This is a genomic window from Acinetobacter sp., from assembly GCF_036659555.1.
GTDB lineage: Bacteria > Pseudomonadota > Gammaproteobacteria > Pseudomonadales > Moraxellaceae > Acinetobacter.
Window position 1 is genome coordinate 1 of record NZ_JAVXCI010000010.1, and the last position, 17,037, is coordinate 17,037.

Annotated in this window: 15 protein-coding genes; 9 read left to right on the forward strand and 6 right to left on the reverse strand. The window is 52.7% G+C overall.

Features of this window, described 5'->3' with window-relative positions; all coding sequences use genetic code 11:
• Positions 1-218 precede the first annotated feature (218 nt).
• The 5 genes from RSA72_RS02505 to radA form a co-directional block, all read right to left on the reverse strand.
• On the reverse strand, positions 219-557 hold the full coding sequence (locus RSA72_RS02505; protein WP_332621308.1) for a DUF3325 family protein: 339 nt from the start codon (positions 555-557) through the stop codon (positions 219-221).
• On the reverse strand, positions 554-2,260 hold the full coding sequence (locus RSA72_RS02510; RefSeq protein WP_332621309.1) for a PepSY-associated TM helix domain-containing protein: 1,707 nt from the start codon (positions 2,258-2,260) through the stop codon (positions 554-556). Before RSA72_RS02510 ends, RSA72_RS02505 begins: the two co-directional genes overlap by 4 nt.
• Position 2,261: 1 nt before the next feature.
• A complete protein-coding gene (locus tag RSA72_RS02515; RefSeq protein WP_332621311.1) occupies positions 2,262-2,615 on the reverse strand; it encodes a hypothetical protein in 354 nt (117 codons plus the stop codon).
• 316 nt (positions 2,616-2,931) lie between these two features.
• On the reverse strand, positions 2,932-3,903 hold the full coding sequence (locus RSA72_RS02520) for a Tim44 domain-containing protein (protein WP_332632709.1): 972 nt from the start codon (positions 3,901-3,903) through the stop codon (positions 2,932-2,934).
• A 118-nt stretch (positions 3,904-4,021) separates the two neighbouring features.
• The gene (gene radA, locus RSA72_RS02525) at positions 4,022-5,419 is read right to left on the reverse strand and encodes a DNA repair protein RadA (protein ID WP_332621314.1); all 1,398 of its coding nucleotides are present in this window, start codon (positions 5,417-5,419) and stop codon (positions 4,022-4,024) included.
• A 286-nt stretch (positions 5,420-5,705) separates the two neighbouring features.
• Here radA and RSA72_RS02530 point away from each other — a divergent pair, with 286 nt between their 5' ends.
• From RSA72_RS02530 to RSA72_RS02565, 8 genes are all read left to right on the forward strand, one after another.
• Positions 5,706-7,109: an amino acid permease gene (locus RSA72_RS02530; protein ID WP_332621316.1), complete on the forward strand. Its 1,404-nt coding sequence runs from the start codon at positions 5,706-5,708 to the stop codon at positions 7,107-7,109.
• A gap of 144 nt (positions 7,110-7,253) precedes the next feature.
• Positions 7,254-7,640 (forward strand): hypothetical protein, encoded by a 387-nt coding sequence (locus tag RSA72_RS02535; RefSeq protein WP_332621318.1) that lies wholly within the window; start codon positions 7,254-7,256, stop codon positions 7,638-7,640.
• Between the two features lie 21 nt (positions 7,641-7,661).
• Positions 7,662-10,658: a DUF4132 domain-containing protein gene (locus RSA72_RS02540; protein ID WP_332621320.1), complete on the forward strand. Its 2,997-nt coding sequence runs from the start codon at positions 7,662-7,664 to the stop codon at positions 10,656-10,658.
• A gap of 117 nt (positions 10,659-10,775) precedes the next feature.
• Entirely contained in the window at positions 10,776-10,973 is a 198-nt protein-coding gene (gene lptM / locus RSA72_RS02545) for an LPS translocon maturation chaperone LptM (protein WP_443098282.1), read from the forward strand.
• A 46-nt stretch (positions 10,974-11,019) separates the two neighbouring features.
• Positions 11,020-12,270: a diaminopimelate decarboxylase gene (gene lysA, locus RSA72_RS02550; protein ID WP_332621324.1), complete on the forward strand. Its 1,251-nt coding sequence runs from the start codon at positions 11,020-11,022 to the stop codon at positions 12,268-12,270.
• A gap of 6 nt (positions 12,271-12,276) precedes the next feature.
• On the forward strand, positions 12,277-13,122 hold the full coding sequence (dapF, locus tag RSA72_RS02555; protein ID WP_332621326.1) for a diaminopimelate epimerase: 846 nt from the start codon (positions 12,277-12,279) through the stop codon (positions 13,120-13,122).
• Positions 13,123-13,237: 115 nt separating this feature from the next.
• Entirely contained in the window at positions 13,238-13,855 is a 618-nt protein-coding gene (locus tag RSA72_RS02560; protein WP_332621328.1) for an alpha/beta fold hydrolase, read from the forward strand.
• 9 nt (positions 13,856-13,864) lie between these two features.
• The gene (locus RSA72_RS02565; RefSeq protein WP_332621329.1) at positions 13,865-14,788 is read left to right on the forward strand and encodes a tyrosine recombinase XerC; all 924 of its coding nucleotides are present in this window, start codon (positions 13,865-13,867) and stop codon (positions 14,786-14,788) included.
• Positions 14,789-14,875: 87 nt separating this feature from the next.
• Here the strand turns inward: RSA72_RS02565 and RSA72_RS02570 are convergent, their stop codons facing one another.
• Positions 14,876-15,397 carry a type 1 glutamine amidotransferase domain-containing protein gene (locus RSA72_RS02570; RefSeq protein ID WP_332621331.1) on the reverse strand — a complete coding sequence of 174 codons (522 nt, stop codon included), beginning with the start codon at positions 15,395-15,397 and terminating at the stop codon, positions 14,876-14,878.
• A gap of 489 nt (positions 15,398-15,886) precedes the next feature.
• Here RSA72_RS02570 and pheA point away from each other — a divergent pair, with 489 nt between their 5' ends.
• Positions 15,887-16,996, forward strand: coding sequence for a prephenate dehydratase (gene pheA / locus RSA72_RS02575; RefSeq protein WP_332621332.1), 1,110 nt, complete (start codon positions 15,887-15,889; stop codon positions 16,994-16,996).
• Positions 16,997-17,037: the final 41 nt, after the last annotated feature.

The window sequence follows — 17,037 nt, forward strand, 5'->3', positions numbered from 1 at the left end:
AAAGAACCAAAAGCATTTGTCATCCGCGAAACCTGTTCACTTTCTGCACTTAAACGGCTTTCGTTGCAAAAACAGTCCATTTCAAAGATCCGGCAGGTTGCGGATGACGCTTCCGCGTATCAAATAAAATTTAGAGTTTAAAAATAAAATGCCAGTCAGTTTCTTAACTGACTGGCATTAAATCCGGAGATTGGCTTTGCATGAGGGCAGAGGAAACTTCAGAACAGATAAATCAGCCCGGCTGCGAGTCCGGTTAGCGCAGTAATGGCCGCGATTTTTTTAATCTTAGTTTCTAAATAGCTCAGGCACAGTCCCGTAAATAAAGCGGCAAAAGTCAGCGCGCCCAGCCAGTAGCTGATCATGTTGCTGACTGAACCGGATAAGATGCAGATCAGTAGGGCAATCAGCAGCAGGATCCAGCCGCAGGCTGCAGCGGCCCGGGTTTTTCCGGCGTCCAGCTCATGTCCAAAAATCTGCTTCTGATGCTTGGACATAGAACTGGCCAAGGCGAAAAATCCTAAAGCGCTGAGCGACCAGATCAACAGGAAGAACATCATGCTTCAGACTCCTTGGCCGCGGCTTTAGGCGCTCTGGCTTTTTTCACCGGCAGGCCTTTGTGCTTTTTCACTTTATAGAATGAGCAGGCGAACAGCGCCGCAAATACCCACATGGCCAAGTCCACGCTGGCAATCATCCATTGTCCATGCGCAATGCTGTTCCACAGCGCCTGACCGCCGGTCATAAAGTTGATGACGGGCAGCAGGGCAAAGGCCACCGTGGCCAGGGCTAAAAGTTCCAGCCAGGCTTGGCGGTGGGTGCGCAGCAGGGCGTAGACTAAAGTCAGCAGCCAGACAATAAAGAAACTGCGGATTTCCCATTCCAGGCGGTTTTCCAAATTCACGGAAATGAAGCGGTTGGCGTAGAAATAGGCTGCGCAGGCAATCGGCAGGCCAATGATGGCGGCCACATTCAGCACCTCAACGGTGCGGTAGCCGAAAGACTTATAGCCTTGTTTCTGCTGTTGCGGAGCGCGCTTCACGCACCAGAGAATCAGGCCGGTTGCGACCATCATGGTGCCGACGATGCCCGATAAAAACAGCAGCCAGCGCAGGGCGGTGGCCGCGCCTTGGGCCTCATGCAGCGAAGTGAAGACATTGTAAATGCCCATCGGAATAGACGGATTCTTTAAGCGGGCATGTTCATCGCTGATATTTTTGCCGGTTACGCCGTCATACTGCAGGCTTGGATAGATATTGCGGTGCGCCACGCTTTCGCCGTACAGGGCGCGCAGCTCCACTTCAGCCTGATCGGTATTCGGCGCAATAATCGTGATGCTTCCAATCGGATTGTTTTTCCATTCCAGCTGCGCATTGACCAGCATTGGGCTTAAATCGGCCAGCGGCGCAGGTTGGGCTTCCGGCTTCTGGCGTTCAGCGCCGCTGCCGCGCGGCCCATGCGCTTGAGCAGAGCCAGTCTGGCCGGCTGCATTATTGCCTTTGCCGTTTTCTTTCGCGCGGCCTTGCGTTAGGGCGCGGCTCTGCTCCTGCAGGAATTGCCCGCGGTTTTCATAAATCTGCTCAACGCCCCACGGCATCAGCATAAACATCAGCAGCAGCAGGCCGCTGAAAGTAATCATAATATGAAAGGGCAGGGCAAATACCGCAGTGGCATTGTGCGCATCCAGCCAAGAGCGCTGGCCTTTGCCTGAACGGAAAGTGAAGAAGTCCTTAAAGATTTTTTTATGGGTAATCACGCCGCTGATAATGGCCACCAGCATGAATAAAGTCGCGATTCCCACCAGCCAGCGCGTCCACAGGCGAGGCATGCCGTACAGTTCAAAATGGAAGCGGTACAGGAAGCTGCCGCCGCGGGTATCGCGCGCTTCCAGCACTTCACCGGTTGCGCTGTCAATGGTAATCCGCTGGCCGCCTCTGCGCGAACGCGGGTCTTCACCCTGTTCGCGGATGGTCAGCTGGGTGGTGTTCTGGCGCGCGTCCGGCAGCAGGATGTTCCAGCTTCCTGCATTCGGGTGGTTCTGCTGCAGATAGTTCAGCGCCACCTGCGTCTGCTGAATTTGCGAGGCCTGAGGCACAGACTGATGCAGTTCCGGCTTCATCCAAACTGTGATTTCATTTTGGAAGAAGCTCAGCGTGCCGGTCAGGAAAATTGCATACAGCAGCCAGCCTAAAATCAAGCTGGCCCAGGTATGCAGCCATGACATGGACTGGCGCGGCCCTTCCGCTTTAGCATCTGGACGCATGTTAATTTCCTACAGCTTTGAGTAATGCAAACAGCGCAAGGCAGGGCACAATAATGCCCAGGCTGGCTTTCAGGGTTTTATTGACCATAAAGACCCAGATAAAAGCTGCCGCATTCAGCGTGAAGGCGATCAGCGTGGCGCTCATGGCGGCGCTGGCGCGGTAGTCCACAAAGTATTGCGCAATCAGCATGGCGCTTAAGCTTGCAAGAACATAGCCGCCAACCAGCGCCAAAGCAAAGCGGTAAAAAATCATCAGGCGGTAAGCCAGCAGCGGGGCGCTTTCCTTGCGCTTGCTGGAGGATGCCGCCGCATCAGGCTTAACCGCCGCAGCATCTAGAGGAGGGCTGTTCATCATTGTAATGTCAAGTCTTCAGAAGGCTAATTCAAAAATAACGCAAATGATAACAATTAACATTTAGATTTGAAATATGCGGATGGAAAAAACCTTAAAATTTAAGAAAAAATAAATAAAATAAGGATATGCAGAATTCAGCGCATTTGGCAGCTGGGTGAATAAGGTATTGGAAGGCTTGACTTGCCGTGTAAATAATCCGCTTGAATCATCATCTGCGCAAGCATCGGCGGATTTTCATCTGGTCTTGCTCTGCAGATAAAAATATCTGCGGATAAAAAACAGCGGCCTAAGCCGCTGTTTTCTTGACGCTGAAGCATCAGCTCTCTTGCTGGATGCCTGCAACCAGCCAGTCTTGATCAGAACCGGCAGGCTTCACAAAGTGCCAGATTTCCGCAAAAGGCTGCGGCAGGCTGTTCAGGTCTTCACTCACAGTGCCGGTAAAGCGGACACTGACAACATGCTGGCCATTTTCAGTAGCGGAGTCTGCAACCATTGCATTCAGGTTGGAGAACTCAGCAACGTCCTGATCCTGATTGCCCATAATGTCATTGCGCATCGACTGATAAAGGTCAGGCGTTAAATAGCGCTGAATTTCCGCAATGTTGCTTGCAGAGTTCATGGACTGGATATGGTTGAAGCGCTGGCGGGCAATGCGCAGGAAGGCAGCAGGCTCTGAACCGTCCGGCAGCTGGCTGCCTGAATTGGTGTAAGCACCGCCGCCAAACGGCGCATTGGCTGCAGCGGAACCGCCTACAGACTGGCCAAAGATATTGCTGTTGTCTCCGGCAGGGCCGCGCGGCGCTGCATTTTGCTGGCCAAACGGCGCGCTGTTCGGCGTGCTGCTGTTTGGCGCATAGGGATTACTGGCTAGTTTTTTTTTTGCACCCATCTTGCGGAAAATAAAGAAGGCAGCGCCGGCAGCCAGCAGCATCCAGATCCAGCTTGGAATGCCGCCTTTTTCCTCTTCGGCCTGAGCCTGGGCTTCAGAAGCAGCCTGAGTATTCTTGTCATCCGCCATCGCGTTTGCAGCGACTGCGCCAATGGCAGCGCCCGCTACGCCGGCAGCGACCATGCCGCCGACATTAGAGCCGGATTTTGCCGGCGCACCGGCAGGCTGTTGAACTGGAGCGGCTGGACGAGGCTGTTGGTGAGGCTGAGCTGGAGCAGCTTGACGGCTCATGCCGTGGCTTTTGCCGCCGCCTGCGCGTTTCGCTTCTGCAGTCAAAGGCGCAACCAATAAAGCTGCGGTCAAAACACCCGCAATCAACCCACGCTGTCGAACTTCCATTAATTTTTCCTATCTGAAAATAAAATATAGCCCTGCATTTATGCAGGCATTTCCCCTGAATTTCAATACAAAAAGCGTACTTTTTCGTGAAAGTTCCGGAGAATTGGCCTAAATAAAACTAGTTCAGCTCATCGCTTAGGCTCATGGCTTCAGTTAAGGCTTCATGCAGGCGCGCAACCGAAATGATGTTGACGCCCGGAATCGGGCTTTGCGGCGCGTTGCCGCGCGGCAGAATAATATGCTTAAAGCCGTGCTTCACCGCTTCCTTCAAGCGTTCCTGCCCGTTGGGCACGGGGCGGATTTCGCCGGACAGGCCGACTTCGCCAAAGACCGCCAGCTGCTGCGGCAGCGCCTTGCCGCGGATGCTGGAAGCGCAGGCCAGCAGCACCGCAAGGTCAGAGCCTGTTTCAGTAATTTTCAGGCCGCCGACAATATTGACATAGACATCCTGCCCAGATGTCTGCACGCCGCCGTGGCGGTGCATCACCGCCAGCAGCATATTCAGGCGGTTCTGGTCCAGGCCTAAAGCCACGCGCCTAGGCTGGCCCTGCGAGTCATCGACCAGCGCCTGCACTTCAACCAGCAGCGGACGCGTGCCTTCACGGCTGATCAGCACAATAGAGCCGGGAATGGCTTCATCATAGCGGCTGAGGAAAATCGCCGACGGATTGGACACTTCGCGCAGGCCTTTATCGGTCATGCCGAAAACGCCCAGTTCATTGACCGCGCCAAAGCGGTTTTTCACTGCGCGGATCATGCGGAAGCGCGAATCTGACTGGCCTTCAAAATACAGCACGCAGTCCACCATATGCTCTAAAACCCGTGGCCCGGCCAGCGCGCCTTCTTTGGTCACATGGCCGACAATGAACAGCGATGTGCCGCTGTTTTTGGCAAAGCGGGTCAGCAGTGCGGCCGATTCACGGATTTGCGATACGCCGCCCGGCGCTGACTGCAGGGTTTCGGTATATAAGGTCTGAATGGAGTCTAAAATGGCCACAGCAGGGCGTTCGTGCGCCAAAACCTCGCAAATCCGCTCTACGCAGGTTTCCGCCATGACTTTCAGCTGATCGGTCGGCAAGTCCAGGCGCTGCGCGCGCAGGGCCACCTGCGACAGCGATTCCTCGCCCGTGACATACAGCGCGGAACTGCGGGCAGCCGCCATGTATGTTGCAGTCTGCAGCAGAATGGTGGATTTTCCGATGCCGGGGTCGCCGCCAATCAAGACCACTGAGCCGGTCACCAAGCCGCCGCCCAGCACGCGGTCAAACTCGCCAATGCCTGTCGCTAAGCGCGATTCACGCGAGACAGAAACTTTATTTAAGGTGGTGATGGCCGCCGCTTGGCCTGCATAGCCGCCGCCTGCGCCCATTTTCGGCTGCGCCCGGTGGCTCACTGCAGGGGCAAGGCTGACTTCGCTGAGGCAATTCCATTCACCGCAGTCCGTACATTGGCCTGCCCATTTGGGATGATCAGTCCCGCATTGTTCGCAGCGGTAAACAGTTTTGACTTTACTCATATAGCTTTTTATCTGTATAAGAAATTATGGATGGGGAGAATGTAGCAATAGCCGCCTGCAAAAACAATTTTTTGCCGGCTTTCCCACTATAATTTAAGTTGGCACGCAAACTGCTGACTTTTTCAGGGACAGAGCAAAACAGAAAAGGATACAGATGGCATTGTTTAAAAAAGCAGCTTAAAGCGCGGTCAGGCGTAAGAAATATTGACGAATCGTCCAAAAAGCTTTTTTTATTTTAATTTTTTGGGCTACTTTTAAATACTGAATTCTGAGAGACAAAATAACAATGTCAAATGAAAACCTCAGTTCAACTAGCGAAGATAGTGAACTAAAGCGAAGTTTATCCAACCGGCACCTGCAGCTGATTGCAATCGGCGGCGCGATTGGTACAGGTTTATTCATGGGGTCAGGTAAAACGATCAGCCTGGCTGGGCCATCTATTCTGCTGATTTACATGATTATTGGCTTCATGGTGTTTTTCGTCATGCGCGCGCTTGGCGAGCTGCTCTTGTCCAATCTGCAATACAAATCCTTCATCGATTTTTCGACAGACCTGATTGGCCCATGGGCCGGCTATTTTGTCGGATGGACTTATTGGCTGTGCTGGATCACCATCGGCATTGCCGACCTTTCCGCAATTATTTACTACCTGCAGTTCTTTAATGGAGGCAACCCGTTCTCGCCGGAAGAAGGGGTGATGATCAGCGTTGCTGCCATCGTCTTCATCATGGGCCTGAACTTGGTGACGGTAAAGCTGTTCGGTGAGCTGGAATTCTGGTTTGCTTTAATCAAGATCGTTGCCATTGTGGTGTTGATTGGCGTGGGCTTATGGATGATCTTTACCGGCTTTACTTCAACGGCCGGCGAAGTGGCGTCATTCACCCACCTTTGGTCGCATGGCGGGCTATTCCCTACCGGCGTAACCGGCTTCCTGGCTGGCTTCCAGATTGCCATCTTTGCCTTTGTCGGGGTTGAGCTGGTCGGCACCACTGCAGCGGAAACCAAAGATCCTGAGAAAAACCTGCCGAAAGCGGTGAACTCGATTCCCATCCGCATCATTGTGTTCTATGTGCTGGCGCTGGTGATTGTCATGTCAGTTACGCCGTGGAATAAGATTGATCCAAGCATTTCGCCTTTCGTGAACTTATTCAGCCAGGCGGGCATCGCCGCGGCGGCCATTATCATGAACATGGTGGTGCTGTCTTCGGTAATGTCCTCCATGAACAGCGGCGTATTTTCGACCAGCCGCATGCTGTTCGGCCTGTCGCGTGAAAAGCAGGGCCCGAAAGCCTTTGGCCATTTGAACAAGCGCGCAGTTCCCGCCAATGCGCTGTATTTCTCTGCAGTGTGCCTATTGCTGGGCGCAGCGCTGCAGTATTTTGTGCCGAATACGGTTGAAGCCTTCACATTGGCAACCACTTTATCGACCATTTTATTCATCTGCGTCTGGCTGATGATTATCTGGAGCTATATTGTCTATTATAAAACCCGTCCAGAGCTGCATGCGAAATCAACATTCAAGCTGCCGGGCGGCTTGTTTACCTGCTGGGTGCTGATCATCTTCTTTATCGGCATGATTTACGTGCTGTCTTTAGAAGCGGATACCATGAAAGCGCTGATGGTCAGCCCAATCTGGTTCATTGTCCTGATTATCGGCTACTTCGGCTTCTATAAGCCAAGGCATAAATAATACGGTCTTTGCCGTCAGAAAGCTGTTCCATCCGGAGCAGCTTTTTTTTGCGTCAAAAGCTGGCGCGCGGATGCAGGCTGCCATTTTCACGGCGCTTTTATCTGCATATAATGCAATGATCTAAGGCGCTTTTTTGAGCATGCTATGCAAAATTCATATCAAGCTGTTCTGCACAGTGTAGACGGTTATTGCGCATTAAAAATAGAAACTGAAAGCTGCACTTTGCGCGAAGTCTTAAAGCGCCATCTGGCGCAAAAAATGCAGCCCGCGCAGGACTATCTGCAGCAGCTGCACCGGCAGCGCCATGCCGATGAGCGTTTGCTGAATGATGCCTTGGCGCAGCCCGAAGCGGTCTGGCAAACTTTGATGGATCCTGAGCAGCATTTGGCCTATGCCATTGAGCTTTTTCAAAGCAAGGCTTTCATTGCCTTAGTGGATGGCCGGCAAATTTCCGATGCCGATGAAGCATTTTTATGGATGCCGCACTCGCAGATTCAATTCATTCGCTTGACGCCATTGGCGGGTCAATAATTTTCACTGGGGAATAATAAGATGCAGACGCAGCAGGAATTTGAACAGAAATTGCAGAATAATATCCGCATTGTACACATGGAGCACAATCAGCATTTAAGGGATTACCGCCAGCGCCAAATTGAACTTGCGCAGCAGCTGTCCGTTCAGGGCATTGCGGAAGCGCTGCAGCAGTTATGGTGTGATTATATTGATTCTTATGAGTCCAATATTCCCTTAGAGGAGCAGCATTTGGGCTTGTCGGCCCGGCTGCGGGCATTAGCCGATTATTACCGGCTGCATCCTGAGCAGCGGTCAGCCATACAGCGCATCTTCCGCCAGCTGGAAAAGATTGATCAGGCCTATGGCTTTGCCCCTTCTGTCGGCAGAGGCGTGAGCACGCTGAAAACCGCATGCGACGGCATTGACCAGTTTGATGCGCTGCAGAAACTGTGGCAGCGGGAACAGCCGCGTATTCCAGCAGCGGCTTTATCGGCGCTGCAGCAGCTCAGTCAGGCATCCTGCTATTTTCATCCGGACAGCAAGGGAAGCTATGCAGAGCTGAGAAGGCTTGCCGGCGCGCAGCTGGGCGCCATGCCGGATGCAGAGGCTGCCGGCCTGCTGTATTGGGTGATGCAGGCCTTGGTTGAAATTCAGCCGAAGAATTTACCGAGTCACGATGCGCCGCACAGCTTCTCTACGCTGCTGGAAAAAATGCTGGCGGCGCTGCTCGGCGCGGCTGTGGCAAATGAGCATGCTGCGCTTGCAGAAGCGGCTGTATTTATGTCCTTAACTGAACACTTTCATGTGCTTTTGCGCGCCATTCATGACCGCAAGCTGATTCAGCTGCTGGCTAAGCTCACTGCGCAAAAAGGCAAGAAAAAACAGCTGACGCCGGAAATGCAGTCTTTGCTGCTGAAGCTGGATTTCATCTGCCTGAATTTGAAGGGCTATTTTCCGGCTAAACAGCTCGAAAAATATCAGCAGAAAATTGCTGAAACCGCGGGCATCGCGCAGCGGGAACAGGCAGCGGCCTTAAGCCCGGCAGGCGCGGCGCATCCGGCGGAAACTGCTTATGCTTTGCCGTTTTCTGAAACTGAAGCCGCCGTAGGGGCTTTTATTCAGCAGGGCCGGCAGAAACTGGCGTGGGTGGCGCAGCTGCAGCGGGAGTTTGACGCGCTGCCGGCCGGTGAAAAGCATCAGTGGATGCAGTTCTGGCAGCATATAGACAGCCAAAAATCGGGCAAGCCCAGCAAAAAATGGCTGACTGAGGCGGAAAAGATCTGGAAAAACAGTGCTGTGGGCGAAAATTATCTGGCGCAGCTGCAGCATTGGCTGGGCGTCATTCAGAAAGCCTCACCGCGTGATACGCGCCCTTTTGATACTAAAAATGAAAACACTTTAAGAGGCGTGCTGTGGTTCAGCCAATTCCAGCAGCATCAGCAAGCGGAACTCTTGAGCCTGCTTAGCGGTTTCAGCCAGTTTTGCTGGCGTAAAATTGAGGGTGTTGGCGCAGCCAGCGCCGTAATTGGCGGCGTATGCCTGAATCTGCTGGCGCAGCGCGGCTTGGCAGGCCTTGCCAAGCTGAGCTTTCTGCAGAGAAAAATCCGCTATGAACTCGGGCAAAAACAGATCCGCAAAGCTTTAAATGAGGCGGCGCAGGCGAATGGCCTGAGTGCAGATGAAATTAAAGAAACCGTTGCTGAAGATTTTGGCTTTGCGGCCGGGCAAAGCGCTGCAGCGCTTTGGGGGGACTGCCAGCTGAGCCTGCATTGCAGCGGCGATAAGCGCTGCAGTGTTCAGGTGCAGGACGCGCAGCAGCTTTCCATCGATGTTTTGCCGAAAGGCATGCAAAGCTCCGGCATATTCAAGGATTTAAAGAAGCAGGCCCTTGCGGTTGAAAAGCAGCTCCATGTCTATGCGCAAAATTTTGAAGAAAACATGCTGCAAGAGCGTCAATGGCCTTATGCGTTCTGGCGGGAATACGTGATTGCGCATGGCTTGCTGGGCTGGATGGCCAGCCGGATGATTTGGCAGCTGCATTTAAGCAATGGCGCAGTGCATGCGGCTATTTACCATAATCAGGCTTGGCAGGATGCGCAGCAGGTACTGGATATTGATCCGGCGCAGATTGAAAAAGTCAGCTTATGGCATCCGGTTTTTTCAGCCGCCGCTGCAGTGAAGGCATGGCGCGGGTTTTTAATGGCGCAAAAAATTCAGCAGCCGTTTAAGCAGGCTTTCCGCGAAGTGTATGCGGTGAATGAAACTGAAGCGGCAGGCGCGCAATCTTTGCGTTTCGCTTACCATTATCTGCAGCAGCCGAAGTTTAAGGCGGTTGCCCATGCGCGCGGCTGGCATTATGACATTCAAGGCGGCTGGGACAATTTTAGCATGCCAAGCCGCTATTTCAGCCGGCAGAAAATTCTGGCGGCGCTGCGCATCGGCTTGCCGGAAGGCAATGACTTGATTGGCGCATCGGGCGTTTACCTCTATATAAAAACGCAGGAAGTTGTATTTAAAGCCGGGCAGGGCGCTGAACTGAATCTGGCGGAGGTGCCTAAGCTGGTCTTTTCTGAGGCCATGCGCGATATTGACTATTTCATACAGGGCTGCTCAATCGGCATGGATTTAGCGCTTGAGCTGACGGGCTTCCCGGATGAAATGCGCAATTATTATGCTTCAGGCTGCCGCCAGTCCAATAGCCAGATCTGGGCCAACCGCCATTACAGTCTGGATGCGGTTTTATCGCAGCTGGATATCGCAGCGCAGTGCCGCTTGGATCAGCATTTTGTGTATGTCACAGGCAAGCTGCATGAATATAAAATCCACATCGGCACTGGGCACAGCTTCATGTCGCCGAATGACCAGTTTCTGTGCATTGTGCCTGAGCGGAAAATTCAGGCGGTGCATGCCGCGCATCTGTTTCTACCTTTTGATGATGATGCAATGCTGAGTTTGATTTTGAGCAAGGTGCTTCTGCTCAGCCAGGATGACCAGATTCAGGATGCCTTGATTCAAAAGCAAATTAAAGTTGCTTAAATTTACAGCAGAATAGGATGAAGCCCGGCAATTCCTGCCGGGCTTTTCTTTTATCCGTGTGTTGATCACGTTATACTCGGAAAAATCGTTTCATCAGGTACGTTTATGTATCGCTTCATGAATTATAAAACCGCCGCGCTTGCGGCCAGCCTTTTGCTGACAGCCTGCGGCCAGTCCGGCGCTTTGCAGCTGCCTAATGATCCAAATTACGACAAGCGCGCGAAATACCTGCTTTATTCAGATGCAGAAAAGCCGCAAAAGGCGGAGGAAAACAGCGGACAGGCTCCGGCTCAGCAGCCTGCCGCCGCGGAATAACCGATTCAAGCGCTATACCTTAACTCTTTAAAGCAAGGATACATTCATGAGCTTCACCCGCATTAATGGGGTTCTGCACGCCGAGCAGTGTTCACTGCAGCAGCTTGCAGCGCAATATGGCACGCCGCTGTATGTCTATTCAAAAAATACTTTGGCCAAGCATTATTTGGATATGGACCGCGCATTCAGCTTTATCGGCCATCAAATCTGCTTTGCGGTAAAGTCCAACTCCAATCTTGCGGTTCTGAATGTATTGGCCAAGCTGGGCGCCGGTTTTGATATTGTCACCGGCGGCGAGCTGGCGCGCGTGCTGAAAGCCGGCGGGGACGCTTCCAAAATCGTTTTTTCGGGTTTGGGTAAAACCGAAGCGGATATTAAAACTGCGCTGCAGGCCGGCATTGCCTGCTTCAATGTGGAATCCTATGCAGAGCTGGACCGCATTCAGCGGGTCGCTGCCGGGCTTGGCAAGCAGGCGCCGATTTCACTGCGGGTCAATCCGGACGTAGACGCGAAAACCCATCCCTATATTTCAACCGGCCTGAAAGAAAACAAATTCGGCATTCCGTCCGACACGGTGTTTGAAACCTATCAGTACGCCGCTTCTTTGCCGAACTTGGATGTGATTGGCATTGACTGCCATATCGGTTCGCAATTGACGGAAACCCAGCCTTTTGTCGACGCTTTAGACCGCGTGATTGTCATGATTGAAAAGCTGAAAGAGCTGGGCATCAATCTGAAGCATATTGATATCGGCGGCGGCTTAGGCGTGACCTATAAAGATGAAACCCCGCCAACGGTTGAAGAATACGCCAATGCGCTGAAGCCGGCTTTGGAAAAGCTTGGCTTGAAAGTCTATATGGAGCCGGGGCGCAGCATATCCGCCAATGCCGGCGTGCTGCTGGCCAAAGTTGATTTGCTCAAGCCGACCAGCCACCGCAATTTCGCCATTATTGACGCTGCCATGAATGACTTGATCCGCCCGGCTTTATATGAAGCGTGGATGGACATCCAGCCGGTCACGCCGCGCACAGACACTGAAGCGAAGCAGTGGGATGTGGTCGGCGCAATCTGCGAAACCGGTGACTTTATAGGCAAAGAGCGCGAGCTGGCGCTGCAGGAAAATGACCTGCTCGCGGTGCTGGGCGCAGGCGCTTACGGCTTTGTGATGAGTTCGAACTACAACAGCCGCGGCCGCGCGGCCGAAGTGATGGTGGATGGCGCGCAATCTTATTTGATCCGTGAGCGCGAAACCATTGAGTCGCTGTGGGAACGTGAACGCTTGCTGCCAGAGGAATAATTCAGGATGCTATTGGAATTTACTAAAATGCATGGTCTGGGCAACGACTTTCTGGTGCTCGACCTGATCAGCCAGCGCGCTTATTTGGATGCCTTGACGATTCAGCGCCTGGCGGACCGCCATTTCGGCATCGGCTTTGATCAGCTGCTGATTGTTGAACCGCCGGATTTCCCCAATGCGGACTTCAAATACCGCATTTTCAATGCCGACGGTTCCGAAGTGGAGCAGTGCGGCAACGGAGTGCGCTGTTTTGCGCGCTTTGTGCATGAGCGCAAGCTCACCGCAAAAACCAAAATCAAGGTGCAGACCAAAGCCGGCATTGTAGAGCCGGAATTGGGGAAAAACGGCTGGGTCCGCGTAAACATGGGCTATCCGAAATTCCTGCCGGATGAAATTCCGTTTATTGCCGAAGAGCCGGAAAATCTGTATGACATCCGCTTGCCGGACGGCGAGCAGCTGACCATTGATGTGGTTAATATGGGCAATCCGCATGTGGTGACCATTGTTCCCGATGTCATTAAGGCCGATGTGGCGCGCCTTGGCCCGCAGCTGGAATCGCATGAGCGTTTTCCTGCCCGTGTCAATGCCGGCTTTATGCAGATTATTGACGATAAGCATGCGCGCCTGCGCGTATTTGAGCGCGGCGTCGGCGAGACTTTGGCCTGCGGCACAGGCGCCTGCGCGGCTGCGGTTTCAGGCATGCGCCGCGGCCTGCTGTCCAATGCAGTGGAAATAGAACTGGCCGGCGGCAAGCTGCAGATTGAATGGCGCGAAGGCGATGTGGTCTGGATGACTGGCCCAACCGCCAACGTGTATGAAGGCCGCTTGAACTTGGAATATTTCCAGGGCTGATGGGCTGGATATTGAAAAAGCGCTGTCATTCTGATGGCGCTTTTTTATGGGCGCGCTTTTTTCCTGCGCTAAATAGGCTATGCTGTGTCCATCTCCGCATTTGCCTAGAGGCTGAATGAAACATCTTATTTTCCTTCCGGGCGCTTCGGGCAATACGGCATTCTGGCATCCCTTAATGGCGCTGCTGCCCGCCGGCTATTCTATGCAGGTGATCGCCTATCCTGAATTCGGCGATGCGCCGGCGCATCCGGAGGTAGCGGACTTTGCAAGCCTCAGCCGCCATGTGCTGGGGCAGATTGAACAGGAATCCATTATTATTGCCCAATCGATGGGCGGCATTTTTGCGGTGCAGGTTGCCTTGCAGAAGCCTGAACTGGTTAAAGGCCTGGTGCTGATTGCCACGTCCGGCGGCATTGATTTAAGCCCATTTAAAGCAGAAGACTGGCGGACGGCCTATAAAAGCCAGTTTTTAAATTATCCGGACTGGTTTACCGCAGTACAGCTGGACTATTCAGCGCAGCTGCCGGACATACAGCAGAAAGTCCTGCTGCTGTGGGGCGATGCTGACCCGGTCAGCCCCGTTGCCGTAGGGCAGCATTTGAAGCAGCAATTCGCAGATTCATCCCTGCAGATTATTCCGGGCGGAGACCATTTATTCGCGCAGCAGCATGCGCCGGAAACGGCCGTGCGGATTTCTGAATATCTGCAGCATTTCGCCCAGCGCGCGCATTGAGGCGGTTGAATGTTCTTTGAAAATGATCCCGCCGCATTGCTGGCCATGTGGCTCAAAGAAAGAAAAGTGCAAAATCAGTCTGAACATACCCTGCTTGCCTATGAGCGCGATGTCTCGGACTTCCTCAGCTTTTGCGGCGGCAAAAAACTGGCGCTGGCTGATGTCGAAACTTCAGACCTGCGCGAATATCTGGCCTTTAAAGTTGAGCATCAGCAGCTCAGCCCGAGCAGCCTGCAGCGCATGCTGTCCGCCGTCCGCCAGTTTATGAAGTGGGCGGAGCACAGCCAGTTTATGCGCTTTAATCCTGCCGATGACTTTCAGCTCAAGCGCCAGTCGCGTCCGCTGCCGGGCATGGTGGATATTGAAACGGTGAATATGATTCTGGATCAGCCGGAGCCGGAAACTGAAGCGCAGCGGCAAATGTGGCTGCGCGATAAAGCCATTCTGGAATTGCTGTACTCCAGCGGCCTGCGTTTGGCCGAAGTGCAGGCATTGCGCATTAAGGATGTCGATTTTAACCGCCAGCTGCTGCGCATTACCGGCAAGGGCAATAAAACCCGCATTGTGCCTTTCGGCAGCAAAGCCAAGCATGCCGTGATGAACTGGCTGCAGCTTTATCCCTTATGGCATGGCGATTTTGTGCCGGATGGCCATGTCTTCATCACCTCAAAAGGCAGCCCTTTAGGCGCGAGGCAAATTGAAAACCGGGTGAAGTTTCAGGCGCAGCGCGCCGGCGTCAATGTCGACTTGCATCCGCACCTGCTGCGCCACTGCTTTGCCAGCCACATGCTGTCGAACAGCGGCGATTTGCGCGCCGTGCAGGAGATGCTGGGGCACAGCAATTTAACCACCACGCAAATTTATACCCATGTGGATTTTGACCGCTTGGCGCAGGTGTATGATCAGGCGCATCCGCGGGCGGCCAAAAAATAAAAAGGCGCGTTCAGCTGCGGCGGTTTCCGCATATGGCTGGATGCGCTGATTTTACTGTTGCGTCTTTTCCAGCCGGCGCTTTTTATTTCATGCTTGGCTGAGCACCTGCAGGCTGACGCGGATAAATTCAGGCAGGTCATCGGGCGCGCGCGAGGTAATGTATAAATTATTGTCATTCACCACCGGCTCATCATAATACACGGCGCCGGCATTCAGCAGGTCAATAATCACCGGCTTGACCGTGGTCATTCTGCGCCCTTTAACCACTTTGGCATTGATCAGCAGCTGCGGGCCGTGGCAGATGCACATGATCGGCTTCTGCGCGCCGGCAAAGTCGCGGACAAACTCGACGTAGCGGTCATCGGCGCGGAGCCGGTCAGGCGAATAGCCGCCGGGGATCAGCAAGGCATCAAAATCATGAATGGAAACATGGTCTATACTTTGGTCGATGGTCACTGAAGATTTGCGCCGCTTGCCGTAAACCACATTCCCGGCCTGATGCTCTATATTGGAAATGCAATGGCGGGCGGCGCGGAAAGCTTCCACTGGTTCGGTATATTCCGAGTCTTCAAAATCATGTGTGACCAGAACAGCAATTCTTTTAGGCATGGTGATTTCTCCGGCATTGCATTCTTAAAAATACTATAGATAAATCATTAAAAATTGGTGATTTGTTTGTTGCGTCTCGGTCTAAAAACGTAATTGAAACGCGTTTTTCCGCCTCAGAAAGCAGCAATTCAGCCTGCGGCAAATGATTATTTTTGTGAACTGTTTTCCATAAAATTAAATGGCTTTTGCCTGCTGGCTGGCATTTTTATAATGAATCTCTTATAGATAATAGTTCTGTGCTGATCGGAAAATCATGATTAATCACTTATTTTTCTCCGCATACAATCAGGGGCATGCGCTTTACAAATCTCTTTTGCTTCAAGCTGCGGTTTTTATATTTGTTTTGCTTATGCCGGTATTAAGCGCTGCTGATGGTTTAAACAACTGTATGTTTTTAAGGCTGAATCAATCAAAGTCTTATTGCGCAACATTTGAAAGCTAACTATTGTTATACTGTTTGCAACCACGTTTTTGAAGGGCGACATAACAATGATCAATGACGATCAAAACACAACGGCTTCTCCAGACCTAGCTCAAATCCGCGAAGATATTGACTCGGTTGACATGCAGATTCAGCAGCTGATTAACCGCCGCGCTAAGCTGGCGGAAGCGGTGGCAAAAGCAAAATTCGCTTCTGAAGAGAACCCGCTGTTTTACCGTCCTGAACGTGAAGCGCAAGTTTTACGCAATGTTATGGAGCGCAATGAAGGGCCGTTGTCAGATGTCACAATGGCGCGCCTGTTCCGCGAAATTATGTCCGCCTGCCTGGCGCTTGAAGCGCCGCAAAGCATCGCATTTTTAGGCCCTGTCGGCACGTATACGCACTCTGCGGTTTTAAAGCATTTTGGGCAGGACGCCGTGGTGCGCCCGCTGCCGACTATTGACGAAGTATTCCGTGAAGTGGAAGCCGGCAGCGCGCATTATGGCTTGGTGCCTGTAGAAAACTCCTCCGAAGGGGTGGTGAACCACACGCTGGACTGCTTTAAATCATCGCACTTGAACGTGATTGGCGAAGTGGAGCTGCGCATTCATCATCAGTTCTTAGTGTCGGAAAATACCCGCAAAGACAGCATTAAGCAGATTTACGCCCATCAGCAGACTTTGGCGCAATGCCGCGGCTGGCTGGATGCGCACTATCCGGGCGTAGAGCGCGTTGCGCTCAGCTCAAATGCGGAAGCTGCGCGCCGCATCCGCAATGAATGGCATTCGGCAGCCATCGCTTCTGAAGTGGCGGCCAATATCTACAATCTGGAAATTCTGCACGGCAATATTGAAGACAATCCGGAAAATACCACGCGCTTTCTTGTAATTGGCCGTGAAAAGATTCCGCAAAGCGGCAATGACAAAACTTCGCTGCTGATTTCGGCGCATGACCGCGCCGGCGCTCTGCTGGAAATTCTGGCGCCGTTTGCCAAGCACAATATCAGCCTGACCAGCATTGAAACCCGTCCGGCCCTGCCTGAAAAATGGGCCTATGTGTTCTTTGTAGACTTGGAAGGGCATGTAGAGCAGGAAAATGTGAAGGCCGCCATTGAAGAAATCCGCCCGCTGGTGAAGGAAATCCGCGTACTGGGTTCATATCCTATGGCTGTCCTGTAAGAAGCCGCAGCGGCGCTCAATTTTGCTGTGAAATTGGGCGC